Consider the following 24,729-nt stretch of genomic DNA (forward strand, 5'->3'; position numbering starts at 1 on the left):
GCGTTCGGCGTGGCCGGGGCGTTCGGCATGCCTGGGGCGTTCGGAATGACTGGGGCGGGCGGGACTGGGGCGTTCGGCACGAGCGGAGCCGCCTCATGCCGTTCCCTCCTCGTGCGGCCGCCGCCCGGTGTGGGCCTGGGGCTGGGCCTGATCCTGATCCGGGGGTGCGGGGCGGGCCGGGGTGTCGGGGGTGCGGCTTCCCGCTGCCACCACCGCCCACAGCACCCAGACGGTGCCGAGCAGGAGGCGGAGCCAGGCGGGGCTCAGGGGGATGCCCGGGACCATCAGGATCGCCTTGTCGAAGGCGTCGAGGAGGGTGAGGGCACCGAGGGCCACGGTGGTCCAGGCGAGGACGGGGCGGCCGGGGCGCAGGGTAAGGCCGAGGAGGGTCCACCAGGCGCCGATGAGCAGGAGCGCGAGGGCCGGGACGACGGTCGGTGTGAGGGCGAGGGTCGAGCCGGCCACGTCGAGGGCGAGGCCGGCGAGGCCGATGAGGGTGGCGGCGCCCGCGAGCCGGTTGCCGCGCAGTCGGCGCCACCAGAGGGCGAGGCCGGTCAAGGCGAGGACGAGGGCGGTGCCGAGGGCGAGTTGGGTCTCGACGCGCTGGAGGCCGCGGGCGCCGTACCAGTCGCAGCCGGCGGGGAGGCGGCGGGCCTGGACGTCGTAGTCGGCGCAGACGAGGAGCTGGGCGAGTTTGACGGGTTCGCCGACGAGCCGGTCGGTGTTCCCTGAGACCTCGCCGCGGCGCGTCCCGCAGCCGGGCAGGGCGCCGGGTGAGGCGGCGCCGGTGTCGGTCTGCCAGCAGTTGCCGCTGCCCTGGCCGTCCCACCACACGTCGCTGCGGTTGGGGCGGGAGGTGCCGGCCCGGTCGACGCCGAGGTGGTTGCCGGCGTAGCGGTTGCGGTGGGAGGTGTCGGTCTGCTTGGCCCAGGCGGACTCGCCGCGGATGAAGGCGGGGACGGCGTTCAGGTAGAAGGCGGCGCGCTGGTGGCCGTAGACCCAGTTGTCCTCGTAGAGGTTCCAGTTGCCGCCGGCGGTGATGATGCCGGTGCCGGGGGGCATGGAGATCTGGGGGCAGACGACACCCTGTTCGTAGCCGCGTTCCACGGGCGGTCGGGCGCAGGTGCCGTCGGCGACGTACGGGTAGTAGTTCTGGTTGTTGTCGTGGATGAGGTTCCGCTCGAACTTGGCGTGGTTCTGGGGCAGTCCGGGGTGGCCGGGGAAGGCGGAGTCCATGGAGGCGCCGCCCATGTTGTGGTCGAACTCGTTGTCGTGGACCCAGACGGAGTCGCCGGCGGTTCCGGAGTAGCCGACCATGTTGTGGTGGCTGCGGCAGCCGGTGATCTCGATGGAGTAGCGGGGGACGTCGTAGCCGCGGCCGTCGTTGATGTTCGAGGCGGAGCCGGGGTAGATGCCGGAGTCGCCGTTGCCGTACGACTCGCAGTTCTTGTAGAGACCGTGGTCGGAGGCGAAGGTGAGGAAGCCGTACTCGTCGTTCCAGCGGGTGAGGACGTCGTCGATGACGAAGCCGTCGGCGGCGAGCACGTACAGCGAGTTGAACGTGGTGCGCTGGGCGGTGAAGTTGCGGAAGTAGACGCCGTCGGAGAGGTCGGCTCGGAGGGCGTTGAGCTTCTGGTACTTGGCGTCGATGACGACGTCGAGGCGGGAGGCCCCGGTGCCTTCGATCTGGAGGTTCTTCTTGCCGAGGATGGCGACGAGGTTCTGGTTGTGCGGGCACTGCCGCTGCTGCTCGTAGCTGAGGATCTGGTAGCCGAGCGCGGACTTCGGGGCCTTGAGGGTGGCGCAGGCCCCGGTGGGCGGGGGCAGTGAGGGCTCCTCCTCGTACAGGCCGGGGAGGATCGCGATCGTCATCCCGGGCCGGTCGACGGCGTCGACCGCCTGCTGGAGGTGGCGGTAGCCGTCGCGGACGCAGCGCTCGTGGAGGGTGAGGTTGCGGGCCTTGAGAGGGGCGGGGAAGCCGGAGATCCGGCGCTCGAACTCGGCCCGGCCGGTCTTGCAGACGAGGAGGTCGGGTTCTCCGGTGCGGAGCTTCGGCACGGTGCCGGAGCCGTCGGGGAAGGTGACGGGCCGCTCCTCGTGGGCCTGGGCCCCGGGGGCGGTGAGCAGGGCCGCGGCGAGCGCCGCGAGCACGACCGAGAGCGCGAGGACGAACCTTCGGGTCCAGGACATGCGCGTGAGAGTAGAGCAATGTTCATCTTTTTTGACCCCCTCGCGCCGAGATCCCCGGCAGGAACCCTCGGGACCCCCGGCCCGCGCCCCGTTGACGGGAGCCGCGCGGAATCCTACGGTCACCCATAGGATTCCCTTGTGGGCTCAGGACAGGAGCGGCGATGACGACGGAGCAGGCCAGGAAGACGGCCGAGGCGCTCAGCTACAGCAGCGGTTTCGGCAACGAGCACAGCTCGGAGGCGATCCCGGGCGCGCTGCCGCACGGCCGCAACTCGCCGCAGCGCGCCCCTCTCGGCCTCTACGCCGAGCAGCTCAGCGGCAGCGCGTTCACCGAGCCGCGGGCCCACAACCGCCGCTCCTGGCTCTACCGGATCCGGCCCTCGGCCGCGCACCCGCCGTACACCCGGATCGACAACGGCGCGCTGCGCGGCGCCCCCTTCACGGAGACCGTGCCCGACCCCAACCGGCTGCGCTGGGACCCGCTGCCCGAGCCCGCGCCCGGCACCGACTGGCTGGCCGGTCTGTGGACCCTCGGCGGCAACGGCGACGCGACCCAGCGCGCCGGGATGGCCGTGCACCTATACCACGCCAACGCCTCCATGGAGCGGGTCTTCGGCGACGCGGACGGGGAGCTGCTGATCGTCCCGGAGCGCGGCGGCCTCCTCCTCCGCACCGAGCTGGGGCTGCTCGCCGCCCACCCCGGCGAGGTCGCCCTCATCCCGCGCGGGGTCCGGTTCCGCGTGGAGCTCCTCGAAGAGACCGCCCGCGGCTACGTCTGCGAGAACTACGGGGCGCCGTTCCAGCTCCCCGACCTCGGCCCGATCGGCGCCAACGGCCTGGCCAACGCCCGCGACTTCCGGGCTCCCGTCGCCGCCTACGAGGACGTCGAGGGTCCGGTCCAGGTGGTCAACAAGTACTGCGGCAACCTCTGGTCGGCGACGTACGGCCACTCCCCGCTCGATGTCGTCGCCTGGCACGGCAACCACACCCCGTACGTCTACGACCTGCACCGTTTCAACGTCATCGGGTCGATCTCCTACGACCACCCCGACCCGTCGATCTTCACGGTCCTCACCTCGCCCTCCGACACCCCGGGGCTCGCGAGCGTGGACTTCGTGGCCTTCGCCCCGCGCTGGCTGGTCGGCGAGGACACCTTCCGTCCGCCGTACTTCCACCGCAACGTGATGAGCGAGTACATGGGCCTCATCGAGGGCGCGTACGACGCCAAGACGGCCGGAAAGGGGGGTTTCGTGCCGGGCGGAGGCTCGCTGCACAACATGATGTCGGCGCACGGCCCCGACCGGGACACCTTCGACAAGGCCAGCGCCGCCGAGCTGAAGCCGCAGAAGATCGACGACGGCCTGGCCTTCATGTTCGAGACCCGCTGGCCGGTGACCGCGACCTCGCAGGCCGCGGAGGCCGACCATCTGCAGAAGGGGTACGACGACGTATGGCAGGGTCTTGAGCGCCACTTCCGGCCGTAGTGTCTCGGCCGTAAGCCCGTAGCCTTCGTACGGAGAACCCGTGACCGCCTTCGCTCCCGACTCGCTGGTCCTGAACCGCAAGCTGCCGCTCTGGTACCAGGTCTCGCAGTCGCTGCGCGCCTCGATACTGGGCCGCACGCCCGACGCCTCGCTGCGGCTGCCCACCGAGGAGCAGCTCGCCGCCCACTACGGCGTGAGCGTGCTCACGATGCGCCAGGCCCTCAAGGAACTGGAGGAGGAGGGCCTGATCAGCCGGCACCGGCGGCGCGGCACCTTCATCGAGCCGGGCGCCCGGCGCTCCACCCCGCGCCGGCTGCTCGGCTCGATCGACGCGATCGTGGCCCAGCAGTCGGGCGAGCGGACGACGGTCCTCGGGCACGGCCCCGAACCGGTGCCGGGTGAGCTGGCGGAGCACTTCCCGGACGTGACGGAGATCGTGGCGTACCGGAGGCTGCGCCGCGACGGCGAGAGCGGTGAGCCGACGAACTGGGCGGAGAACGCGGTGCGCCCCGAACTCGCCGCGGCGATCGACCCGGCCGATCTGGAGCGCTGGCCGATGACGAAGGTGCTGCGGGACGTCGTCGGGGTGCGGATCAGCCGCATCACGGACACGGTCGAGGCCCGTCTCGCCGACCCGGAGACGGCGGCGCTGCTCCAGGTCCCGCTCCTCTCGCCGATCCTCCACTACACCGGCGTGAGCTACGACGCGGACGGCAGGGTCGTCGATGTGGCGCGCATCCGCTACCGCGGCGACCGCTTCTCCTTCACGGTGACGGTGGAGGCACAGTGACCACCGTGGACGCCGACCCGCACGACCCCGGCCCCGACCCCGACCCCGACCCCCACCAAGCCGGCCCGCACGACCCCGGCCCCGCCCCCGCCTCCGACCCCCACGGCGACGACCCGCCCCTCCTCGACGACCTCATGCCGTGGTCCGTCGCGCCGCTGCGGTTCGGCCGCTCGTGGATCCTGGCGCCGGACGCGCGGACGCTGCGGTCCCGCTGGGACCGCCTGCTGGCCGCCGAGGGGGCCGAGCGGGAGGCCCTGTTCCGGCCCAGCCGGGCGCGGACGCCCGCGAGCGCGGTGGCCGCGCTGCCGGGGCAGCGGACCTCGACCGGGCGCTGGGCCCGCGAGTCGGGGCCGTGCCCGGAGCCCGTACGGGTCGCGCTCGGCCCGTTCGACGAGCAGTGGCTGCTGCCCGACCACCGGCTCATCGACACCGCCCGGCCCGAGCTGTGGCGGGTCGCCGGAAAGCCGCAGCTCTTCGCCGTCGAGCAGGGGTACGTGCCGGGGGCGGCGGGGCCCGCCCTCCTGGTGACGGCCGCGCTGCCCGAGGGCCGCTGCCCCGCCGGACGGCCGGGCCGCATCCGCCCGCTGTTCCGGCGCCCCGGCGGCCGGGAGCCCAATGTGGCGCCCGGCCTGCTCGCCCTCCTCGGGGAGCGGTACGGGCACGAGGTCGACGCCCTGGAGTGGCTCGCGTGGACCGTGGCGGCGGCCCGGCCCTCCCCCGCCGGGTGCCGTGTCCCGCTCCCCGTGGACCCGGAGGCCTGGGCGGCGGGCGTGGCGCTCGGCCGGGAGCTCATCGACGTCCAGGGGCGGGGCGCCCTGAGCGGGAGCAAGCCGCGGTTGCCGGGCGGGCGCCGCCCCTATGTGCGGGCGGCGGTCCCCGCGCGGCCGGGGACGATGACGTACGACGCCGGCGACGAGGCCCTGTGCCTGGACGAGGGCCGGATCTCACCCGTACCGGAGGAGGCCTGGGAGTTCCGCGTCGGCGGGGCGCGGGTGCTCGAACGGTGGTTCGCACACCGGACGGCCCCGGCGGAGCCGGGTTCCCTGGAGACGATCGGACCGGCGGCCTGGCCGCAGGAGTGGACCTCGGAGCTGCTCGACCTGATCACGGTCCTCGCGCTGCTGGGAGCCCGGGAGCCGGAGCGGGCCGCTTTCGCCGAGGGAACGGGAGCGACCGGCCGGGCGGAGCTGCGGGCGGCGGGGATCCTACCCCCGCCGCCCGCGTCCCGCCGCCCCGCGTCCGTACTGGACCATCAGGAGGAGGGCCCGGAGGGGCAGTTCATGCTCCTGTGACAGGAACCGTCCCCGCGGGCGCGAACGAGTCGAGGAGCCGGGCGATGCCGATGGCGAAGATCTCGTCCGGATCGACGGGGGCGGGGGCCTCGGCGAGCAGTCCGGCGAGGTGCGGGTACTCCCCGCTCGCCACCTGCCCCTTGAGGTAGGCGGCGCGTACCGCCTGCTCCTCCTCCTCGGACCAGGGCAGTCCGCGGGCCCGCTCGGCGACGGCCTGCTCGTTGGCGACGGTCGCCATGACCGTGCCGTTGACCATGGCGATCAGCTGCATCTTCAGCCCGGCGGGGATGTCCAGGGGGGCCAGGCAGCCCAGGCACCACTCCAGGAAGCGCAGGGCGTTGGGGGTGAACCCGTAGGCGGTGGTCATCATCCGGGGCAGCCAGGGGTGCCGGTACATGAGGGCGCGGCTCTGGTGGGCGATCCCCGTCATGTCGGCGCGCCAGTCGCCGCTGGGCTTCTCGGGGTAGGCGTACTCGCCGCTGACCGCGTCGACCATCAGCTCGTACAGGTCCTCCTTGCGGGGGACGTAGTTGTAGAGCGACATGGTGCCGCAGCCGAGTTCGGTGGCGACGCGCCGCATGGAGACCGCGTCGATGCCGTCCGCGTCGGCGATGCGCACGGCGGCGGCCGCGATGTCGTTCCTGCTGTACGCCGGCTTGGGGCCTCGGCCCGCGCGCTCGGGGCGCGCCCAGATCACTTCCGGTTCGGCCGCTCGGCCCGTCATGGATCATCACCTCGCTCCCATCCTAGTTACGTACAGCGTACGTAGTGCGGTACGGTCGCCTCATGACTACTACGTACGCTGTACTTAGTGAGGGTCTGCAGAAGCGGTACGGCGAGGTCCACGCCCTCCGCGGCCTCGACCTCGCCGTACCCGAGGGCTCGGTCTGCGGCGTCCTCGGCCCCAACGGCGCCGGCAAGACCACCGCCGTCCGCGTCCTCACCACCCTCGTCGCGCCCGACGCCGGGAGCGCGCGGGTCGCGGGGCACGACGTGGTCCGCGACCCGGCCGGGGTACGGAAGCGGATCGCGGTCACCGGGCAGTACGCCTCGGTCGACGGCGACCTCACCGGCGCCGAGAACCTGCGGCTCTTCGCCCGGCTGCTGCGCGCCCCGCGCGCCCGCGCCGACGAACTCCTGGAGCAGTTCGGCCTCGCCGCCGCGGCCGGGCGGCCCGCCCGCACCTACTCCGGGGGCATGCGGCGCCGGCTCGACCTGGCGGCGAGCCTCCTCGTACCGCCGCGCGTCCTCTTCCTCGACGAGCCGACGACCGGGCTCGACCCGCACAGCCGCAACGGGATCTGGGACGCCGTACGGGAGTTGGCGGACCGGGGCACGACCGTGCTGCTCACCACGCAGTACCTGGAGGAGGCCGACCAGCTCGCCGACGACATCGTCCTGATCGACGAGGGGCGGGTCGCGCAGCGCGGCACCCCGGCCGAACTCAAGGCGCTCGTCGGCAGCTACGCCGAGGTCGTCGTGGGCGACCCCTCCTCCCTCGAAGCGGCCGCCGCCGTCCTCGACCAGCTGACCGGCTCGGCCCCCGCCCTGGACGCCGAGCGCCGCACGGCCGGCGCGGTGACCACGGACACCACGCTCACCCTCCCCCGGATGGTCCGCGAGCTCGACGCCGCCGGCGTCCTCCTCGTCGACGCCTCCCTGCGCCCGCCCACCCTCGACGAGGTGTTCCTGCGCCTCACCGACCGGAAGGAGCTCGTCGCGTGAGCGCCCTCGTCCACGACGGGACCGCCGTCCTCGGCCGCCACCTCCAACGCATCCGGCACGCGCCCGCGATCACCGTCATGACGCAGACGATGCCGATCGTGTTCCTGCTGTTCTTCGGGTACGTGTTCGGCAGCGCGCTCGCCATGCCGGGCGCCGAGTACCGGTCCCAGCTGGTGCCCGGCCTGCTCGTGGCGACCGCCGCGGGCGGCCTCATGACCGGCATGTTCCAGGCCGCCCAGGACTCCCACCGGGGCGTCATGGACCGCTTCCGGACCATGCCCGTGAGCCGGGCCGCCGTCCCCCTCGGGCAGGCGCTCGCCGATCTGGTGGCCAGCGCCGTCGGCACGGTCCCGCTGATCCTGGTCGGCCTCGCCATGGGCTGGCGGATCGAGGGGACGGCGGCGGAGGCCCTGGGCGCCATCGGCCTGCTGCTCCTCTTCCGCTTCGCGACGACCTGGGTGGGCATCCTGCTCGGCCTCGCCTCGAAGAGCGAGGAGGCGGCGGGGCAACTCGGCAGTGCCACCTTCATGCTGCCGCTGCTGTCCAACGCGTACATCCCGATCGACAACATGCCGGGCTGGCTCCGCACGGTCGCCGAGTGGAACCCGATCTCGGCGGTCACCACGGCGGTACGGCTCCTCTTCGGCAACGCGCCCGTCCCGGCGGACGCGGCCTGGCCGGTGGCCCACCCCGTCGCCGGGGCGCTGCTCTGGTCGCTCGGCCTGATCGCCCTCTTCGCCCCGCTCGCGGTACGCCGCTACGCCCGGGGCTGACGGAACCCGCCGGGGGTGACATACCCCCTGGTGACAAGGACCGGCCCCGCAGGGTAGGCAGGGCTTCCATGAGCACTCAGCCACTCCCCCTCGAAGGCATCACGGTCGTCGCCGTCGAGCAGGCCGTCGCCGCGCCCTTCGCCACCCGGCAACTCGCCGACCTCGGCGCCCGCGTCGTCAAGATCGAGCGGCCCGACGGCGGGGACTTCGCCCGGGGGTACGACACGGCCGCCCGGGGCCTCGCCTCCCACTTCGTGTGGTGCAACCGGGGCAAGGAGTCCGTGGCGGTCGACCTCAAGGACCCCCGCGGCCTCGCCCTCGCCCGACGCCTCGTGGCCGGCGCGGACGTCTTCGTGCAGAACCTCGCCCAGGGGGCGGCGGCCAGACTCGGCCTCGACGCCGCCACCCTGTGCGCCGCGCACCCCCGGCTGATCGCGGTGGACGTCTCGGGGTACGGGGCAGAGGGGCCGTACGCGCACAAGCGGGCGTACGACATGCTCGTCCAGTGCGAGGCGGGCCTGGTGTCGGTGACCGGGACACCGGAGCAACCGGTCAAGTCGGGGATCCCGGCCGCCGACATCGCGGCCGGGACCTACGCCTTCTCGGGCGTCCTCGCCGCGCTCGTACGGCGCGGGACGACCGGCCGGGGCGGCCCGGTGGAAATCTCGCTGCTCGACTCGCTGGCCGAGTGGATGGGGCATCCGCTGCACCACGGGATGCACGGGGGCACGGCCCCGGCACGCACGGGGCTCGCGCACGCGGTGATCGCGCCGTACGACGCCTATCCGACGGCGGACGGGGGGCTGGTGCTGCTCTCCGTGCAGAACGACCGGGAGTGGCGGCGGCTCGCCGAGCAGGTCATCGGCCGCCCGGAGCTCGCGGACGACCCGGCGTTCGCGACGAACACGGCGCGGGTGGCCGGGCGCGCGGTGACGGACGCGGTGGTCGCGTCGGCCCTCGCCCCGCTGACGGCGCCCGAGGCGCTGGCCCGGCTCGACGCGGCGGGCGTCGCCTGCGCCCGGCTCAACTCGGTCGCGGAGCTCGCGGAGCACCCCCAGCTGACGGCCCGAGACCGCTGGCGGGAGGTGGAGTCACCGGTCGGGCCGCTGCGTTCGCTGCTGCCGCCGATCGTGTTCCCGGACGCGCCGGAACCCCGGATGGGCCGGATCCCGGCGCTCGGACAGGACACGGACGAGGTGCTCGCGGGGCTCGGGGTGCCGGAGGCGGAGGTGAAGGAGCTGAGGAGCGCGGGGGTGATCGCCTGAGGCCCCTGCGGGCATGCGAGGTGCGGGGGTCGTCGCTGAGGCGCCTGCGCCGCGCGGACGCCTCTGCGGGCAGCGGAGGGGCGGTGGTGCTCGCCCGGCGCCCCTCCAGCCGGCGGATCCGCCGCCGGGTACGACTGATCGCCGGACGGGCGGGGACACGTCCGGCGGTGTCGCGGTCGGAGTCGTACGGGCGGCCGGGCGGCAGCGGGCGGGAACCTCGGGGTGCGCAGCCCGGCACCCGACTTCTCCGCGCTAGCGGCGCGTTCCGAAGAGGGAACGGCGCAGGCGGCGGAGCGGGGCGAAGAGCGAGACCCGTGCGCTGCGGCTGCGGTGACTGTGCACCGGCGCCTCGTGCGTACGTGTCGTCAGCTCCCGCATCAGCAGCGTCGCCTCGGCCACCTCACGCTGGGGCACGGCGGGTCCGCCGAGCACCGCGAGATGACGGTCGAGCCGCGAACTCGTCGCGCTGCTCCCGCAGGTGATGGCAGGCACTCGCGGCCTGCTGCGCATTGCTATCTGTTCCATGTCACTCCCCACCCGTACAAGGGCACCCGACCCAGGGCAGGTTAACCCTATCGCCCCGTCGTGACACCCGTGTATCCCGCCGACAGGATCGACGGCACTCGTACGGGGGTTGACGGTCACTGTCCGAATCCATCTGATTCCAGGGCGAGTTGGACAGGACTCGAACACCTGCCGAACCGTCATGAACCATCCTGCCCTCCGGGCCCTCATCCATGACTACCCGGGCCGGTGTGATCTCCACCACCAAGATCGTTCCAGTCTTTTCCCGTGACGGGTCCGTCACGGACCGGCGCCAAAAAAACGCCCCTCGGCTACCGTGGGTCCATGACGGTGATCGCGGGTCGTTACCGGCTTCTGGACGTCCTCGCCGAGGGGGCGACGGGCACCGTCTGGCGCGCCCTGGACGAGACGGACCGGCACGAGGTGGCCCTCAAGGAGTTCCGGGCCCCGGCCGGGCTCCCGGCGGACGAGGCACTCCTCCTTCACGCCCGGCGCGAGCGCGAGGCGCGGGCCGCGGCCCGGATCTCCCATCCCGCTGTCGTACGGGGCCTCGGAGTGGCCACCGAGGACGGCAGGCCCTGGATCGTGACGGAGCTCGTCCGCGGCCTCACCCTCGCGGAGACACTGGAGGCCGGTCCCCTGCCCCCGCGCGAGGCCGCGCGCGTCGGCGCCGAGGTCCTCTCCGCCCTGCGGGCGGCGCGGGAGGCCGGTGTCCCCCACCGGGGCGTGGAGCCGAGGCACGTCCTGCTCGCGAACGACGGGCGGATCGTCGTGACCGGCTTCGGTACGGCTCCGGCGGACGCGCCGGGGGCGGATGCGGAGCTGAGGTCCCTGGGGGCGCTGCTCGACACGGCGGCCGGGTCGTCGACGCTGTTGCCGGCGGACGACCGGACCGGGGCCCTCCGCGCCGTGATCGAGGGTCTCTCCCACCCGGACCCGGACCGACCACTGACGCCGACGCAGGCCGAGGAGGAGCTGCGACGGTTGGCCGGGGGCGGGAGCCGGCCCCTGCGGACGGAGCCCTCCGCCCCGAGGAACGGCGAGCGGGCCGGAGACCGCGGGGAAGGGGACAGGCAAGGGAACAGCAACAGTTCCACGCGCGCGCGTGGTTCCGCCTCCCCGGCTCCCGGGTCGTCGCACGCGCCCCGCCGGCGCCGCGTCCTCATCGCCGGGGCGGTCGGCGCGCTCCTGATCGCGGGAGCGTTGACGTATCACGTCGTACGGGACGACGAGCGAGGCGCCGGGCCCGTGCCGGGCGGTGTCACGAGCACCGCTCCGGCCGGCCCCGGCGCCACGGACGGCGCGGGCGGCGGTCCGGTTACACCGCGTTCCTGAAGCTGGGCAGGTAGCCGCCGGACTGCCCGGCGGCGGTCGGGTGGTAGGACTCCCCGATGTTGAGCCAGTTGACGCTGTGCAGCCAGGCGGAGCCGGAGCAGATCTCGTGCCCGGTGAAGGCGGAGACGACGCTGGAGAAGGCGTAGCCGTGGTCGGCCGCCCGCTTGGCGACGGCGGCGTTGAGGTGGTCGGAGGCGCCGTTGATGGCCCGGCGCTCGTTCTCGCTCAGGCCGGCGATGCAGTTGCCGCCGATCTGGTAGAAGCGCGGGTATCCGAGGACGACCACGCGGGCGGCGGGTGCCTTGTTCCTGATGGCCGTGTAGACGGAGTCGAGCTTGCCGGGGAGCGTGGTGTCCACGTAACTCTTGGCCTGATTCACGCGGTTGATGCAGGTGGCCTCGGACTGCAGCACACATGTCGTCATGACGTCGGCGAAACCGGCGTCATTTCCCCCGATCGTGACGGAGACCAGGTCAGTGGCGGCGGAGAGGGGTCCGAGCTGATTGGCGGTCACATCACCCGTTCGGGCGCCCGAGCAGGCGGTGAACGCGAAGGAGGAGGGGGCGTTCGCGTTCTTCCACAGCACCGGATACGCCTTCGAGGAGCGCTTGCAGTCGCCGCTGGCGCTGTCGTAACTCCCGGCGCCCACACCGGAGGAGTACGAGTCCCCGAGCGCCACGTAGTCGAGTGCGGCGGTCTCGGCCGCCTGGGCCGCTCCCGCCCCGGTGAGGGCGAGGACGGCACCGAGCAGGAGAGAGGACGAAAGGGCGGTGAATCGGGACAGTCTCATGGAACCTCCCTGTAGCAGGATCTCTGCGCTACCAGGTAGTAGCATCGGATCCGCCGCACCGGAAGTGTTCATGTCAAAACTGGGTGTGAACGTTGTCCGATCCTCCGTCAGTGACGGTCGAGATTCGGCCAGGACGGGAACCGGAGGCTCCGGTCCCGCCGAATGATCGAACGGGATCGCGACACATTCACACAACAATGCACAGAAGAGTGATCCTGCCTCACCACCCCCGCCCGCAAACGGATTGATCGAATCCGATCGGGACGGCTGCACATCTGACCGGCGAAGCTTCGCCAAACTACGGAAAAGCGGGCCACAGATCCGGGACTTGCCATACAGTCCCATTCATCAATACCGTCGTACATCTCACCCGCACCGGTCCATCATGCAAAGCGGCTCAGGGGAGGGCTCTAGCGTCGCGGTGGATCCGGAGTGGGGCGCGGTAGGGGGGTGCCGTGCTCGGTGTTCGAACGTGCGCCGAGCCGCGGGTACCGCGCGGCCAGACATGCCAACTCATCGATCCCGCAAGGAGATCGTTTCCGTGTGGGCGAGATGAGAACCCCCCTTTCGAACCGGACACACCATCGGACCGCCCAAGGGGTGGGCGGCCCACCGGACGAGAGGGAAACCAGACCCATGAGCTCGTTCCTGCGCCCATCCGCCACGGGCCCCGAATTGACCGAGCCGAGTCGAATAGCCGCCCAGTACCGGGCCATCACCTCGCATTTGGCGATCACTCCGCCGGTGAGCGTCGTCATTCCCGCGATGAACGAAGCCGAAAATCTTCCGTACGTGTTCAAGACGCTGCCGGAATGGATTCACGAAGTCGTCCTCGTCGACGGAAATTCCACCGACAACACGGTGGAAGTCGCCCGTGAACTCTGGCCGGACGTCAAAGTCGTCAAGCAGGCGGGCAAGGGCAAGGGCGACGCGCTGATCAGCGGCTTCGCCGCCTGCACCGGCGACATCATCGTCATGGTCGACGCGGACGGCTCGGCGGACGGCCAGGAGATCGTCTCCTACGTCTCCGCCCTCGTCGGCGGCGCAGACTTCGCCAAGGGCTCCCGCTTCGCCAACGGCGGCGGCACGGACGACATGACGACCATTCGCAGACTCGGCAACTGGGCGCTCTGCAGCCTCGTCAACCGCAAGTTCGGCGCCCGGTACACCGACCTCTGCTACGGCTACAACGCCTTCTGGCGCCACTGCCTCGACAAGATCACCCTCGACTGCACCGGATTCGAGATAGAGACCCTGATCAACATCCGGGTCGTCACGGCCGGTCTGAAGGTGCAGGAGGTGCCGAGCCACGAGTACAACCGCATTCACGGCGTCAGCAACCTCAACGCCGTGCGCGACGGCATCCGCGTCCTGAAGGTCATCCTCAAGGAGAAGGCCGTCAGCAAGGCGGCCCGCCGCCGGCCCGCCCCGTTCTCGGTCAACATCCCCCGGGGAGAGGTGTCTTGAGCGACCGCACGTCCCCGCACGGCTTCTCGGTGGTGATCTGCGTCTACACGGAGGAGCGGTGGGAGGACATCCTCGCCGCCGTCGACTCCGTACGGAAGCAGTCACTGCCGCCGCTGGAGACGCTGCTCGTGGTCGACCACAACGAGCGGCTCCTCTCCCGGCTCACCGAGGAGTACGCGGACCAGCGGCTCCACGAGGAGGTGCGGGTGCTCGCCAACGCGGGCCCCCGCGGCCTCTCCGCCGGCCGCAACACCGGGATCGGCGCCGCCAGGGGCGAGTTCGTGGCCTTCCTCGACGACGACGCGGTCGCGGAGCGGGACTGGCTCCACCACTTCGCCGCCGCCTACGACGACCCGCGTGTCATGGCCGTCGGCGGCCGGACCCTGCCCGCCTGGGCGTCGGGCCGCCGCCCGGCCTGGTTCCCGGAGGAGTTCGACTGGGTCGTCGGCTGTACGTACCGGGGTCTGCCCCCGGGCCGGGTTCCCGTGCGCAACGTGCTCGGCGGCAACGCCTCCTTCCGCCGTACGGCCTTCGACGCGTCGGGCGGCTTCGCCACCGGCATCGGGCGGGACGGCGACCGGCGGCCCCTCGGCGGCGAGGAGACCGAGCTGTGCATCCGGCTCGCCAAGGCACTGCCCGGGGCGATCCTCCTCATCGACGACCGTGCCGTCATCCACCACAAGGTGCCCGCCCTCCGCGAGCGCTTCGGCTACTTCCGTACCCGCGTCTACGCCGAGGGGCTCTCCAAGGCGCTCGTCGCGCGGAGCGTCGGGGCGCAGAAGGGCCTGGAGTCCGAACGGCGCTACACGACACGGGTGTTGCCCTCCGGTGTCCTGCGCGGACTCCGTGACGCGCTGTACGGCCGCCCCGGCGGCGCGGGCCGGGCCGGTGCGATCGTGACCGGCGTGACCGTCGCGGCCGGCGGCTACGCGCTCGGCTCGCTCCGCGCCCGGCGCAGCGGCACGACCTTCTCGTGGGGACCGATCGAACGGGCCGGAGCGGGAACTCCCGGAGGGGGCCGCGCCGAGACTCCCGGAGCGGCCAAGGCCGAGACTCCCGGGGTCGCGCGGCCCGTGGCCTCCGAAGGAGCTGCCTCGTGAACGACACCGCCGCCGTGCCGGTCCTCATGTACCACGCCGTCGACCCGGACCCCGCCCCCGCGACCCTGGGGCTCTCCGTCACCCCCGAGGCGTTCGCGGCGCAGATGGAGGTGGTCGCCGAGCGGGGGTTCACGCCGCTGACCACCGCCGGGCTCGCCGCCGCCTGGCGCACCGGCGGTCCGCTGCCCGCCCGGCCGCTGCTCGTCACCTTCGACGACGGGTACGAGGGCGTGCACCGGTACGCGCTGCCGGTGCTCGCCAAGCACTCCTTCGCCAGCACCGTCTTCGTCTCCACCGGCTGGCTGCCCGGCCGGCACAGCACGGGCGGCGCCCTCGACACCATGCTCGACTGGGCGCAGGTCCGCGAACTGGCCGACGCGGGAACGGAGATCGGCGGGCACAGCCACACCCACCCGCAGCTCGACCAACTCGACGCGCGACGGCTCCGGTTCGAGACGCTGCGCTGCCGGGAGATCGTCGCCGAGGAGCTCGGTTCCGCCCCGGTCTCCTTCGCCTATCCGTACGGGTACTCCAGCCGCCGGGTCCGCCGTACGGTCCGGGAGGCCGGCTTCACGCAGGCGCTCGCCGTCGGCAACGCGCTGGCCAGGCGCCGCCAGGGGCCGTACGCCATCGAGCGGGTCACCGTGCGCCGGTCGACGGACACCGAGGAGTTCACCCGGCTCGTCGAGGGCCGGGCGATCGCGCGGAACTTCGCGGCGGACCGGGCCATGACGAAGGGGTACGCGCTCGCGCGGCGCGCCCGGGGCGCCGTGCGGGGGCACTGGATCTGACGTAGCGCGGGCCCGGCGGCGGGGGGTACGTCCCGTTCAAAACACCGTGCGCGCCATGCCCGGTTGCCGGATCATGGGCGCCATGGCTGACACCCCACCGGTACCGTCCGAGCCGCAGCGGTCGCTGCCGATCCGGCTGAACCTCGACGACAGCGACTCGCCCTCGGACGTCGTCGACGCGCTGTTCCTCGGCCGCTTCGCGACCGGGGAGCAGCCCCACTCCCACAGCACCACCCTGGACCGGGTCAGGTCCGAGGCGACGCTCCTCCCGGCGGGGGCCACGGTGCTGCGGGCCGCGAAGGACGACGACCGCAGCGCGCTGCTCGCCGAGGGCGAGGGCTGGACGCTGCTCGTGTCCCGCTGGAACCGGGGGGCGGACGTCACCGTCACGGCCGCCGACGCGGACCTCGCCGAGCGCGTCCTGAAGGAGGCGACCGACGGGGCGAAGGACGAGCCGGAGCCGCAGCCGGAGAACGTGACGATGGGGTTCTGGTACGTGTCGCCGCGGCGCGGCCCGCACCGGACGACCCGGCAGATCAGCGCCGGGACGTGGGAGGAGGTCCGGCCCAACTACTCGGCGCCGGTGGCCGAGTCCATGGACCGGCTGATGAAGGTGACGCCCGAGTCGATCGCCGGCCGGCTCCTGCTGCTGCACGGGCCGCCGGGCACGGGCAAGACGTCCGCGCTGCGGACCCTGGCCCGGTCCTGGCGCGACTGGTGCCAGGTGGACTGCGTCCTCGATCCGGAGCGGCTCTTCAACGACGTCGGCTACCTGATGGACATCGCCATCGGCGAGGACGAGGGCACGGCGAAGGGACGCTGGCGGCTGCTGCTCCTGGAGGACTGCGACGAGCTGATCAGGGGCGAGGCGAAGCACACGGCCGGTCAGGCCCTGTCGCGACTCCTCAACCTGACGGACGGTCTGCTGGGCCAGGGACGCAACGTCCTGGTGGGGGTCACCACCAACGAGGACCTGGAGCGGCTCCATCCGGCCGTGGTCCGCCCGGGCCGCTGCCTGGCCCGTATCGAGGTGGGGCCGCTGACCCGCGCGGAGTCCGTGACCTGGCTCGGCCGCGAGGAGGACGTGCCGCGCGAGGGCGCGACGCTCGCGGAGCTGTTCGCCCTGCGCCGCGGCACGCCCCCGGCGGAACTTCCCGAACCGCGCACGGCGGGGGCCGGCCTCTACCTGTAGGTCCTCTAGGTCCTCCGTCTCCCGGGGTCAGTTGTCGTACGCGGCCCGCAGCGCCTCGCTCAGCGCCGCCTCCGCCGCCTCACGGCTGAGGCCGAGGCGGCGGGCCTCCTCGGCGTACTGGGCGGCGGCGGTGGCGGCCCTGCGGGTCGCGGCGTCGCCCGCCGCGGCGACGAACGTCCCGTGGCGGCCGCGCGTCTCGATCACCCCGTCGGCCTCCAGCGCCTTGTACGCCTTGGCGACCGTGTTCGCGGCGAGGCCCAGCTGCTCCGCGAGCCCTCGTACCGTCGGCAGCTTGTATCCGACCGGAAGTCCGCCCGACCGGGCCCGCTCCGAGATCTGGGCACGCAGCTGTTCGTAGGGAGCGGTGGTGGATTCGTGGTCCACAGCGATGGTGAGTGTCACGCCGCCGATTCTGCCCCCACCCCACCGGAAAAGGGGAGGCGGCGGCGCGCCCCCGGGCCGTAGCGTGCGGCCTCATGACAGTGATCGTGCGTGACGTACGGACCGAGGACGCCGAGGGTTTCGCCCGGGTCCGGCGGGCAGCGCTCCCCTACATGCTCGCGACCGCCGAGCAGCTCGTGTTCGACTGGGCGCACGCCCATCCCGACAGCCACTACCGTCCGCTGGTCGCCGTGACCGAGGACGGCGGGATCATCGGGACCGCCCAGGTGGGGATCGCCCACGAGGCGGCGGAGCCGGGCATCGGCTTCGTCAACGTGTACGTGGACCCGGCGCACCCGGGGCGCGGCGCGGGGACGCTGCTGCTGCGGGCCGGCGAGGAGCACCTGGCCGAGCGGGGCGCGCGCTCCCTGTTCAGCTGGGTCCTGGACGAGCCGGCGAACCGCGCCTGGGCCGAGCGGCGCGGCTACGCGCCGAGCCGTTCCGCGCACTTCCTCCGCCTCGACCTGTCGGCGGCCGGGCTGCCGCCGCTCCAGGCGCCGCCGGCCGGGGTCGAGCTGCTCACGGCCGAGGACTTCGCGGCCGACCCGCGGCCGCTGTTCGAGCTGGACGCGGTGACGACGGCCGATGAGCCGGGCGATGTGGGGACGCAGCTGGACGACTACGCGCACTGGCTGACGACCACCTGGGAGCACCCTCTCTTCGACCGGGCGCTGACGACGGTGGCGGTGGTGGACGGGGTCCCGGCCGCGTTCAGCGCGGCGCTGACGGACGGTCTCGGCCGGTACTTCTCGGGGATGACCGGTACGGCCCCGGCGTTCCGCGGGCGGGGGCTGGCCAAGCTCGCCAAGAACACGTCGCTGCACCGGGCCCGGGCGGCGGGCTGCACGGAGGCGTTCACGGGGAACGACGCCGACAACGGGCCGATGCTCGCGATCAACGAGTGGTTCGGGTACGAGATCGGGGCGACGGAGGTACGGCATGTCCGGACGATCGGTTGAGGTCACCCTGACGAAGGCGGGGCGGACGAAGATCCGCTACCCGGCCGAGGTGCTCGCGGAGGTCGGCAGCCGGCTCTCGGTGCGTGCTCCGTGGGCGGCGGAGGGTGTACGGGACTTCGGCTTCGTGCGGTTCGAGCCGGGTGATGTGTTCGTGGAGCACTACTGGCGCGACCGCTGGTTCTCCGTCAAGGAGGTGTGGTCCGCGGACGGCGCCCTCAAGGGCTGGTACTGCGACATCACGCGGCCGGCCGTGATCGACGGCTCCGGGGTGGTGGTGGACGACCTGGACCTGGACCTGTGGGTGTCGGCGGACGGCAGCGAGGTGCTGCGGCTCGACGAGGACGAGTTCGCGGCGAGCGGGCTCGCCGCCTCCGACCCGGAGGCGGCGGCGCGTGCCGTCGTCGCCCTCGACGAGCTGGAGTCGCTCGGCCGTGAGGGCCTGACCGACCTGTTGGGCTAGCGGGTCACCGGCAGGCCTGCGCCATCTGCCGCGCCGGGCCATCGGCCGAGCCGGGGGCCGCCTGCCGAGCCGGGGGCCATCTCCCGAGCCGGGCCGCCTGCCGCGCCGGACGGTCAGAGCAGTTCGACGGTGGACTCCTCGACGGCGAGGAAGTCGGGTGTCGGCAGGCCCGTCTTCCCGGCCGCGAGCCGCACGAGGGTGGCCTGTACCCGGGCGGTGCCCGGCCGGTAGGCGGGGTCCTTCACGACGGCGGTGTTGGTCCACTCGTGGAGGTGTCCGTCGCAGACGGCCCAGGTGCCGCCGATCCCGGCCGAGTGGTCGCCCTGGACGAGGGTGGAGTTGACGAAGACCGGGCCTGCGGTGTCGTCGAGGCAGCGGTAGCTGCCGGAGAGGGTCACCTTGCTGTCGTCGCCGATGGTTCCGTAGCTGTGGACGGAGAGGTCCTCGGTCCCTTCCGCGTGGGCGAGGGGGGCGACGGCGGAGGCCAGCAGAACGCCTGTGGCGAGGGCGAGTCGGACGCGCATGAGCGGGGACCTTTCGGGGTGGGGGGATGGTGCTGCCCGCCAGGGATATCCGATCCGGCCGCCGCGTGTCCGAAACTCACCCCATCGGGGGCGAGTTGAGGCGCTTTCGGTAGTGGATACGATCGTACGGTCCTTCCGTACGACGTTCGACGACCTCATAGCCGTACCGCTCGTACAGCTTCTGGTTCTCCCACATCATCGCGTTGGTCAGCAGCCGCACCTCGGGCAGACCGAGCTCGCGGGCGTGCCGCTCGACCCAGCCGAGCAGCAGGCGGCCCAGGCCCGTGCCCTGGGCGTCGGGGTGTACGGCGACCTCGTCCAGATAGAGGTGATCGGCCTCGTGGACCACCACCACGAGGCCGGCCACCGGATCGCCCGCCACGAAGACCCGTCCCGCGGCCACGTTCGCCGCGTGGTCGTACTCCATCGGGGCCGGTACGAGACCGATCCGTTCGATGTAGTGGTGGAAGGCCGCGTCGGTCACGGCCTTCACGGCGGGGACGTCCGCGGCGACCGCGGGACGGATCAACGTGTCTGTCATACCGTCACATTACGGCGGCGGACGATCACCTTCCTCAACAGGGGCCAGGCCAGGAGCAGGACCACGACCGCGTACACGGTGACCGAGAACGGGGTGTTCACCAGGCCCGTCACCGAGCCGTCGCTGATCTGCAGGGCGCGGCGCAGCTGCTGTTCGGCGGCCGGGCCGAGGATGACCCCGATGACGGCGGGCAGCACGGGGAGCCCGTACCGGCGCATGCCGAGCCCGATCAGGCCGATGACGAGCAGCACGACCAGGTCGAGGGCCTCACCGCCGACCGCGTACGCGCCGACGGCGGCGAAGAAGAGGATGCCGGCGTAGAGGTACGGGCGCGGGATGCGGAGGAGTTTGGCCCAGACGGGCGCGAGCGGCAGGTTGAGCGCGAGCAGCAGCACCATGCCGACGAACAGGGAGGCGATCAGGCCCCACACCAGGTCGGGCTCCCGCTCGAACAGCAGCGGGCCGGGCTGGATGCCGTACTGCTGGAACGCGGCCAGCATCACGGCGGCGACGGCGGTCGTGGGCAGCCCGAGGGTCAGCATGGAGACGAGCGTCCCCGCCGCCGAGGCCGAGGCGGCCGCCTCGGGTCCCGCGACGCCCTCGATGGCGCCCTTGCCGAACTGCTCCTTGTGCTTCGAGAGCCGCTTCTCCGTGACGTACGACAGGAAGGTCGGGATCTCCGCGCCGCCGGCCGGGATCGCCCCGAACGGGAAGCCGATGAACGGTCCGCGCAGCCAGGGCTTCCAGGTGCGCCGTACGTCGTCCCTGCCGAGCCAGGGGCGTCCGACGGGGATGGCCTCCCCCGCCGTGCGGCGCAGGTGGGCGGCGACCCACAGGGCCTCGCCGATGGCGAAGAGGCCGACCGCGACGATGACGACGTCGACGCCGTCGGCGAGCTGGAGCGAACCGAAGGTGAGGCGCTGCTGCCCGGTCATCTGGTCGAGGCCGACCAGGCCGATGGTGAGGCCGATGAGGAGGGAGGCGAGACCGCGGATGCGGGAGGAGCCGAGGACCGAGGTCACCGCGATGAAGGCGAGGACCATCAGGGCGAGGTAGTCGGGGGCGCCGATGCCGACGGCGAGTGCGGCGACCGTCGGGGCGAGGACGACGAGCAGGATCGTACCGATCATGCCGCCGGCGAAGTGGCCGATGGCGGCGGCGGCGAGCGCCTGCGCGCCACGGCCCGCCTTGGCCATCGGGTTGCCCTCGATGGCGGCGACGACGGCCGCGCTCTCCCCGGGGGTGTTGAGGAGGATCGAGGTGGTGGAGCCGCCGAACATGGCGCCGTAGTAGATGCCGGCGAACATGATGAACGCGCCGGTAGGTTCCAGCCCGTACGTGACGGGGAGGAGCAGGGCCACGGCCATGGCGGGGCCGATGCCGGGCAGGACGCCGATGGCGGTGCCGAGGAGCACGCCGATCGCGGCCCACAGCAGGTTCATCGGGGTGAGGGCGGTGCCGAAGCCGTCGATGAGGGAGTTCAGGGAATCCATGGGTCAGATCACTCCCATCAGCGGGCCGCCGGGCAGCGGGACGCCGAGCAGCTTGTCGAAGACGACGTAGGTGAGGAGCGAGAGCGCGGCCGCGAGGAGCGGGTCGCGGTGGAGGTGGCGGCTGCCGAGGGCGTAGGCCGCGCCCCAGAAGAGGAGCGCTCCGGCGACGGGGAAGCCGACGGGGCCGATGAGGACGGCGAAGGCGAGGAACACACCGGCGAGGAGCAGGACCGTCCGCCAGTCGGCGGGTTCGGTCAGGTCGACGTCCTCGCCTGCCTCGGCCTCGCCGCGGCCGCCGCGCAGCACGTCGACGGAGAGGAGCACGGCGACGACGAGCAGGCCGCAGCCGACGACGAGGGGGACGGTGGCGGGGCCGACCGGGCCGCGGCCGGCGAGGTCGGCGTCGAGGGTGAGGGCGTCGGTGAGGACGAGGACGCCGAGGAGGAAGAGGAGGGCGCCGACGCCGAGTTCGGAGCGCTCGCGCAGCCAGGTCTTAAGGCTCACAGTCCCAGCTCCTTCAGTACGGAGCCGACCCGCCGGTCCTGCTCGGTGAGGAAGGCGCCGAACTCCTCGCCGGGCAGGAAGGCGTCGTCCCAGCCGTGGGTCTTCAGGGACGCGCGCCACTGCGGGGAGTCGTGCAGGGCGGTCACGAGGGTGACGAGCTTGTCGCGCTCGGCGTCGGAGAGGCCGGGTGGGGCGACGATGCCGCGCCAATTGGTGAACTCGGTGTCGAGGCCGGCCTCGCGGAGCGTGGGGGCGTCGAGGCCGGGGACCCGCTTCGGTCCCGTGACCGCGAGGAGGCGCAGCTCGCCCGCCTTGATCTGGTCGAGGTACTCGCCGACGCCGGAGACGCCGAAGGCGACCTTGTCGCCGAGGATGGAGGCGAGGAGTTCGCCGCCGCCGTCGAAGGGCACGTAGTTGACGTCCTTCGGCGCGATCCCGGCGGCCTGGGCCATCAGCATCGGGGCGAGGTGGTCGGGGCCGCCGGGCGAGGAGCCGCCGCCGACGGGCAGCTTGCCGGGGTTCTCCTTCCAGGCGGCGAGGAGCTCCTGGATGGTGGTGTACGGGGAGTTCTTGCCGACCACGACGATGTCCTGCTCCTCGGTGAGCCGGGCGATCGGGGTGGTGTCGGCGAGGGTGATCGGGGTCTCGTTGGTGTGGACGGCGCCGACGACACCGAGGCCCATGGACATGGCGAGGCGGCCGTTGCCGCGTTCGCCGACGAGCCGGGTGAGGCCGACGGTGCCGCCCGCTCCGGGCAGGTTGAAGACCTCGATGTCGCCGGTGAGGTCCGCCTCCTCGGCGTTCTTGGCCGCGGTGCGGGCGGTGATGTCGTACCCGCCGCCCGGGGTGTTGGGGACCATGAAGCGCAGTCCGGGTATCCGCGTGCCGGTGTCGGCGCCGCTGCCGGGACTGAGCAGCGGCGGACCCACCAGGACGAGCAGCGCGGCCCCGAGGAGGGCGAAGGGGGTGCGCAACCGCACGTGTGCCGCCTCTCGATTCGAAGGGATAGGGGGATGTGAGGTGGCCCACATGTTGCCCGCGCGTTAAGAAGCTGTCTCTCTTCCGCAACCAACGGACGTTGTGGTCGTTGTGGTCGGGACCTAGCGTGGGTCGGCGTGACGAGAGTGCTGGTGGTGGACGACGACTTCATGGTCGCCAAGCTGCACTGCCGCTATGTGTCGGCGGTGGAGGGCTTCTCGGTGTCCGGGGTCGCGCACAGCGGCGCCGACGCCCTGCGGGCGGCCGAGCGGCTCAGGCCCGACCTGGTGCTCCTCGACGTGTTCCTGCCGGACATGGACGGCGTCCAGGTGCTCCGGGAGCTGCGCGCGGCGGGCCTGGGCATGGACGCGCTCTTCATCACGGCGGCGCGGGACGTGGACACGATCCGGTCGGCGCTGCGGGCGGGGGCACTGCACTATCTGATCAAGCCGTTCAGCCAGGCGGCGCTGCACGAGCAGCTCCGCCACGTGGCCTCGCTCCGCAGCCGCCTCGACGAACTGGACGAGGCCCGCCAGGAGGACGTCGACCAGATCTTCGGCACCCGCCCCCGCGGCTCCCGGGAACTCCCGAAGGGCCTCGCCGCCCACACGGCCGACCTGGTCGACTCGGTCCTCCGCGCCCACCCGGAAGGCCTCTCGGCCACGGAATGCGCGGAGGCGGGCTCCCTGTCCCGAGTGAGCGCCCGCCGCTACCTGGAGTACTTCGCGGAGACGGGCCGCGCGGAGATCACGCTGCGGTACGGCGGGACGGGACGCCCGGAACGACGCTACCGCCGACTCGGCTGACGCTCCCCTCAGGACGTATTCCGGGACGTTCCTCAGGCACTGCTTAGCGGTCCCTTAAAGGGGTCCTAAGAATCGTCTTCTCTCCTTCTCCTGCGGCTTTTTCGTGGGGGGTGGGGGCTAGCTTCCTTGGCAACCCCCCACGTCCCACCCTCGTGAAGGAGCTGTCCCCCCATGACTTCTCGTCGTATCTCCGTGGCCGTCACCGCCGGCACCGTGCTGGCTCTGTCCGGGCTCGCCGTCGGGGGCGCGTCCGCGCACGGGTCGATGACCGATCCGGTGAGCCGGGTCTCGGCCTGTTACGCGGAGGGGCCCGAGTCTCCGAGGTCGGCGGCCTGCAAGGCCGCGGTGGCTGCCAGTGGGGCGCAGGCGTTCTACGACTGGAACGCGGTGAACGTCGCGAACGCCGCCGGGAAGCACCGGGAGCTGATCCCGGACGGCAAGCTGTGCAGCGCGGGCAACGACAAGTACCGGGGGCTCGACCTGGCGCGGGCCGACTGGCCCGCGAGCGGCATGAAGTCCGGGGCGCACACCTTCCGGTACAAGGGGACCGCGCCGCACCGGGGCTCGTTCGCGTTGTACGTGACGAAGGACGGCTACGACCCGTCGAAGCCGCTGGCGTGGTCGGACCTGGAGGAGAAGCCGTTCGCCACGGTGACCGACCCCCGGATGGAGGGCGGCGACTACGTCTTCGAGGGGACCGTGCCGAACAGGTCCGGCCGTCATCTCATCTACTCGATCTGGCAGCGCTCCGACTCCCCCGAGGCGTTCTACACCTGCTCGGACGTGGTGTTCGGGCAGGACAGCGGCGGTACGGCTCCGGCGCCGACCGCCTCCGCGCCGAGCGACCAGCAGATCGAGGAGGGCCAGGACGAGTCCTCGGTCGAGCACGGCGGCCACGGGGACGGTGACCCGGCCACGGGCGCGGAGGAGACGGCGGCTGCCCCGGCGGCGGGCGGCTCGGCCACGCAGGCTCCCGTACAGGAACCCGCGTCCACGCAGGAGCCCGCCGAGGGGTCCGCCGAGGGGCCCTCGCAGGACCCGGCCCAGGAGTCGTCGTCCAACGCGCCCGTTCCCGCCGCCGGTTCCGGTTCCGGTGAGCGGCTGGCCGAGACCGGTGGCGACGCCGCCACCCCGTACCTCGCGATCAGCGGCGCCGCCGTGCTCGCGACCGGCGCGGCCGTCCTCTTCGGCGCGACCCGGCGTCGGCGGGCCTAGGGTGTGTCCGGCGGATCAGGGCCGGATAGGGCGCGGCGTCTGGTGCGGTGCATCGCAAGGCGCCGGAGCGCCCTCATAGCGGAGCTATT

The 24,729-nt window shown here is 72.5% G+C and carries 25 protein-coding genes; 15 read left to right on the plus strand and 10 right to left on the minus strand.

The features are described from left to right. Positions 1 to 93: 93 nt before the first annotated feature. Positions 94 to 2,190 (minus strand): right-handed parallel beta-helix repeat-containing protein, encoded by a 2,097-nt coding sequence (locus ABT034_RS22195; protein ID WP_351217755.1) that lies wholly within the window; start codon positions 2,188 to 2,190, stop codon positions 94 to 96. Positions 2,191 to 2,351: 161 nt separating this feature from the next. Here ABT034_RS22195 and hmgA point away from each other — a divergent pair, with 161 nt between their 5' ends. The 3 genes from hmgA to ABT034_RS22210 all read left to right on the plus strand — a co-directional run bounded on the left by hmgA (position 2,352) and on the right by ABT034_RS22210 (position 5,756). After that, positions 2,352 to 3,674 carry a homogentisate 1,2-dioxygenase gene (hmgA, locus tag ABT034_RS22200; RefSeq protein WP_351217757.1) on the plus strand — a complete coding sequence of 441 codons (1,323 nt, stop codon included), beginning with the start codon at positions 2,352 to 2,354 and terminating at the stop codon, positions 3,672 to 3,674. 40 nt (positions 3,675 to 3,714) lie between these two features. Continuing rightward, positions 3,715 to 4,464 carry a GntR family transcriptional regulator gene (locus ABT034_RS22205; protein WP_351217759.1) on the plus strand — a complete coding sequence of 250 codons (750 nt, stop codon included), beginning with the start codon at positions 3,715 to 3,717 and terminating at the stop codon, positions 4,462 to 4,464. Positions 4,465 to 4,598: 134 nt separating this feature from the next. Continuing rightward, positions 4,599 to 5,756, plus strand: coding sequence for a type ISP restriction/modification enzyme (locus ABT034_RS22210; protein WP_351217807.1), 1,158 nt, complete (start codon positions 4,599 to 4,601; stop codon positions 5,754 to 5,756). On the opposite strand, the gene ABT034_RS22215 is transcribed toward ABT034_RS22210, so the two are convergent. Further along, positions 5,743 to 6,480 carry a TetR/AcrR family transcriptional regulator gene (locus ABT034_RS22215; protein ID WP_351217761.1) on the minus strand — a complete coding sequence of 246 codons (738 nt, stop codon included), beginning with the start codon at positions 6,478 to 6,480 and terminating at the stop codon, positions 5,743 to 5,745. The genes ABT034_RS22210 and ABT034_RS22215 overlap by 14 nt on opposite strands. Positions 6,481 to 6,542: 62 nt before the next feature. On the opposite strand from ABT034_RS22215, the gene ABT034_RS22220 reads away from it, so the two are divergent. The 3 genes from ABT034_RS22220 (at position 6,543) to ABT034_RS22230 (ending at position 9,519) form a co-directional block, all read left to right on the plus strand. Next, a complete protein-coding gene (locus ABT034_RS22220) occupies positions 6,543 to 7,481 on the plus strand; it encodes an ATP-binding cassette domain-containing protein (protein WP_351217763.1) in 939 nt (312 codons plus the stop codon). Next, positions 7,478 to 8,254: an ABC transporter permease gene (locus ABT034_RS22225; protein WP_351217765.1), complete on the plus strand. Its 777-nt coding sequence runs from the start codon at positions 7,478 to 7,480 to the stop codon at positions 8,252 to 8,254. The genes ABT034_RS22220 and ABT034_RS22225 overlap by 4 nt, the downstream gene beginning before the upstream one ends. Before the next feature lie 68 nt (positions 8,255 to 8,322). After that, complete coding sequence (locus tag ABT034_RS22230; RefSeq protein ID WP_351217767.1) at positions 8,323 to 9,519, plus strand: CaiB/BaiF CoA transferase family protein; 1,197 nt, start codon at positions 8,323 to 8,325, stop codon at positions 9,517 to 9,519. Positions 9,520 to 9,771: 252 nt separating this feature from the next. Here the strand turns inward: ABT034_RS22230 and ABT034_RS22235 are convergent, their stop codons facing one another. Next, positions 9,772 to 10,044 (minus strand): hypothetical protein, encoded by a 273-nt coding sequence (locus ABT034_RS22235; protein ID WP_351217769.1) that lies wholly within the window; start codon positions 10,042 to 10,044, stop codon positions 9,772 to 9,774. Between the two features lie 324 nt (positions 10,045 to 10,368). Between ABT034_RS22235 and ABT034_RS22240 the strand changes: the two genes are divergently transcribed. Further along, the gene (locus tag ABT034_RS22240) at positions 10,369 to 11,379 is read left to right on the plus strand and encodes a protein kinase domain-containing protein (RefSeq protein ID WP_351217771.1); all 1,011 of its coding nucleotides are present in this window, start codon (positions 10,369 to 10,371) and stop codon (positions 11,377 to 11,379) included. Here the strand turns inward: ABT034_RS22240 and ABT034_RS22245 are convergent. Further along, positions 11,363 to 12,169, minus strand: coding sequence for an SGNH/GDSL hydrolase family protein (locus tag ABT034_RS22245; protein ID WP_351217773.1), 807 nt, complete (start codon positions 12,167 to 12,169; stop codon positions 11,363 to 11,365). The genes ABT034_RS22240 and ABT034_RS22245 overlap by 17 nt on opposite strands. A gap of 636 nt (positions 12,170 to 12,805) precedes the next feature. Here ABT034_RS22245 and ABT034_RS22250 point away from each other — a divergent pair. From ABT034_RS22250 to ABT034_RS22265, 4 genes are all read left to right on the plus strand, one after another. Then, positions 12,806 to 13,636, plus strand: coding sequence for a glycosyltransferase family 2 protein (locus ABT034_RS22250; protein ID WP_351217775.1), 831 nt, complete (start codon positions 12,806 to 12,808; stop codon positions 13,634 to 13,636). Then, positions 13,633 to 14,736, plus strand: a complete 1,104-nt coding sequence (locus ABT034_RS22255; protein WP_351217777.1) for a glycosyltransferase family 2 protein — start codon at positions 13,633 to 13,635, stop codon at positions 14,734 to 14,736. Before ABT034_RS22250 ends, ABT034_RS22255 begins: the two co-directional genes overlap by 4 nt. Beyond that, positions 14,733 to 15,527, plus strand: a complete 795-nt coding sequence (locus ABT034_RS22260) for a polysaccharide deacetylase family protein (protein ID WP_351217779.1) — start codon at positions 14,733 to 14,735, stop codon at positions 15,525 to 15,527. The genes ABT034_RS22255 and ABT034_RS22260 overlap by 4 nt, the downstream gene beginning before the upstream one ends. Positions 15,528 to 15,600: 73 nt before the next feature. Then, on the plus strand, positions 15,601 to 16,719 hold the full coding sequence (locus ABT034_RS22265) for a DUF5925 domain-containing protein (protein ID WP_351217809.1): 1,119 nt from the start codon (positions 15,601 to 15,603) through the stop codon (positions 16,717 to 16,719). A 27-nt stretch (positions 16,720 to 16,746) separates the two neighbouring features. On the opposite strand, the gene ABT034_RS22270 is transcribed toward ABT034_RS22265, so the two are convergent. Continuing rightward, positions 16,747 to 17,121 carry a GntR family transcriptional regulator gene (locus ABT034_RS22270; RefSeq protein WP_351217781.1) on the minus strand — a complete coding sequence of 125 codons (375 nt, stop codon included), beginning with the start codon at positions 17,119 to 17,121 and terminating at the stop codon, positions 16,747 to 16,749. A gap of 74 nt (positions 17,122 to 17,195) precedes the next feature. Here ABT034_RS22270 and ABT034_RS22275 point away from each other — a divergent pair, with 74 nt between their 5' ends. Together ABT034_RS22275 and ABT034_RS22280 are read left to right on the plus strand one after the other, a co-directional pair. Continuing rightward, a complete protein-coding gene (locus ABT034_RS22275; RefSeq protein WP_351217783.1) occupies positions 17,196 to 18,119 on the plus strand; it encodes a GNAT family N-acetyltransferase in 924 nt (307 codons plus the stop codon). Then, the gene (locus ABT034_RS22280; protein WP_351217785.1) at positions 18,100 to 18,579 is read left to right on the plus strand and encodes a ribonuclease FAU-1 family protein; all 480 of its coding nucleotides are present in this window, start codon (positions 18,100 to 18,102) and stop codon (positions 18,577 to 18,579) included. Before ABT034_RS22275 ends, ABT034_RS22280 begins: the two co-directional genes overlap by 20 nt. Positions 18,580 to 18,692: 113 nt before the next feature. Here ABT034_RS22280 and ABT034_RS22285 read toward each other — a convergent pair whose 3' ends face one another. The 5 genes from ABT034_RS22285 to ABT034_RS22305 form a co-directional block, all read right to left on the minus strand. Beyond that, on the minus strand, positions 18,693 to 19,103 hold the full coding sequence (locus ABT034_RS22285; protein ID WP_351217787.1) for a DUF6299 family protein: 411 nt from the start codon (positions 19,101 to 19,103) through the stop codon (positions 18,693 to 18,695). Positions 19,104 to 19,179: 76 nt separating this feature from the next. Further along, positions 19,180 to 19,644 (minus strand): GNAT family N-acetyltransferase, encoded by a 465-nt coding sequence (locus tag ABT034_RS22290; RefSeq protein WP_351217789.1) that lies wholly within the window; start codon positions 19,642 to 19,644, stop codon positions 19,180 to 19,182. Next, positions 19,641 to 21,137: a tripartite tricarboxylate transporter permease gene (locus tag ABT034_RS22295; RefSeq protein ID WP_351217791.1), complete on the minus strand. Its 1,497-nt coding sequence runs from the start codon at positions 21,135 to 21,137 to the stop codon at positions 19,641 to 19,643. Before ABT034_RS22295 ends, ABT034_RS22290 begins: the two co-directional genes overlap by 4 nt. Positions 21,138 to 21,140: 3 nt before the next feature. After that, on the minus strand, positions 21,141 to 21,641 hold the full coding sequence (locus ABT034_RS22300; protein ID WP_351217793.1) for a tripartite tricarboxylate transporter TctB family protein: 501 nt from the start codon (positions 21,639 to 21,641) through the stop codon (positions 21,141 to 21,143). Further along, on the minus strand, positions 21,638 to 22,621 hold the full coding sequence (locus ABT034_RS22305; protein WP_351217795.1) for a Bug family tripartite tricarboxylate transporter substrate binding protein: 984 nt from the start codon (positions 22,619 to 22,621) through the stop codon (positions 21,638 to 21,640). The genes ABT034_RS22300 and ABT034_RS22305 overlap by 4 nt, the downstream gene beginning before the upstream one ends. 135 nt (positions 22,622 to 22,756) lie before the next feature. Between ABT034_RS22305 and ABT034_RS22310 the strand changes: the two genes are divergently transcribed. Both ABT034_RS22310 and ABT034_RS22315 read left to right on the plus strand, forming a co-directional pair. Beyond that, a complete protein-coding gene (locus ABT034_RS22310) occupies positions 22,757 to 23,425 on the plus strand; it encodes a response regulator (RefSeq protein ID WP_351217797.1) in 669 nt (222 codons plus the stop codon). A gap of 171 nt (positions 23,426 to 23,596) precedes the next feature. Then, positions 23,597 to 24,640, plus strand: coding sequence for a lytic polysaccharide monooxygenase (locus tag ABT034_RS22315; RefSeq protein WP_351217799.1), 1,044 nt, complete (start codon positions 23,597 to 23,599; stop codon positions 24,638 to 24,640). Positions 24,641 to 24,729 lie beyond the last annotated feature (89 nt).

The sequence above is a fragment of the Streptomyces sp. NPDC002773 genome, assembly GCF_040295605.1.
Lineage (GTDB): Bacteria > Actinomycetota > Actinomycetes > Streptomycetales > Streptomycetaceae > Streptomyces.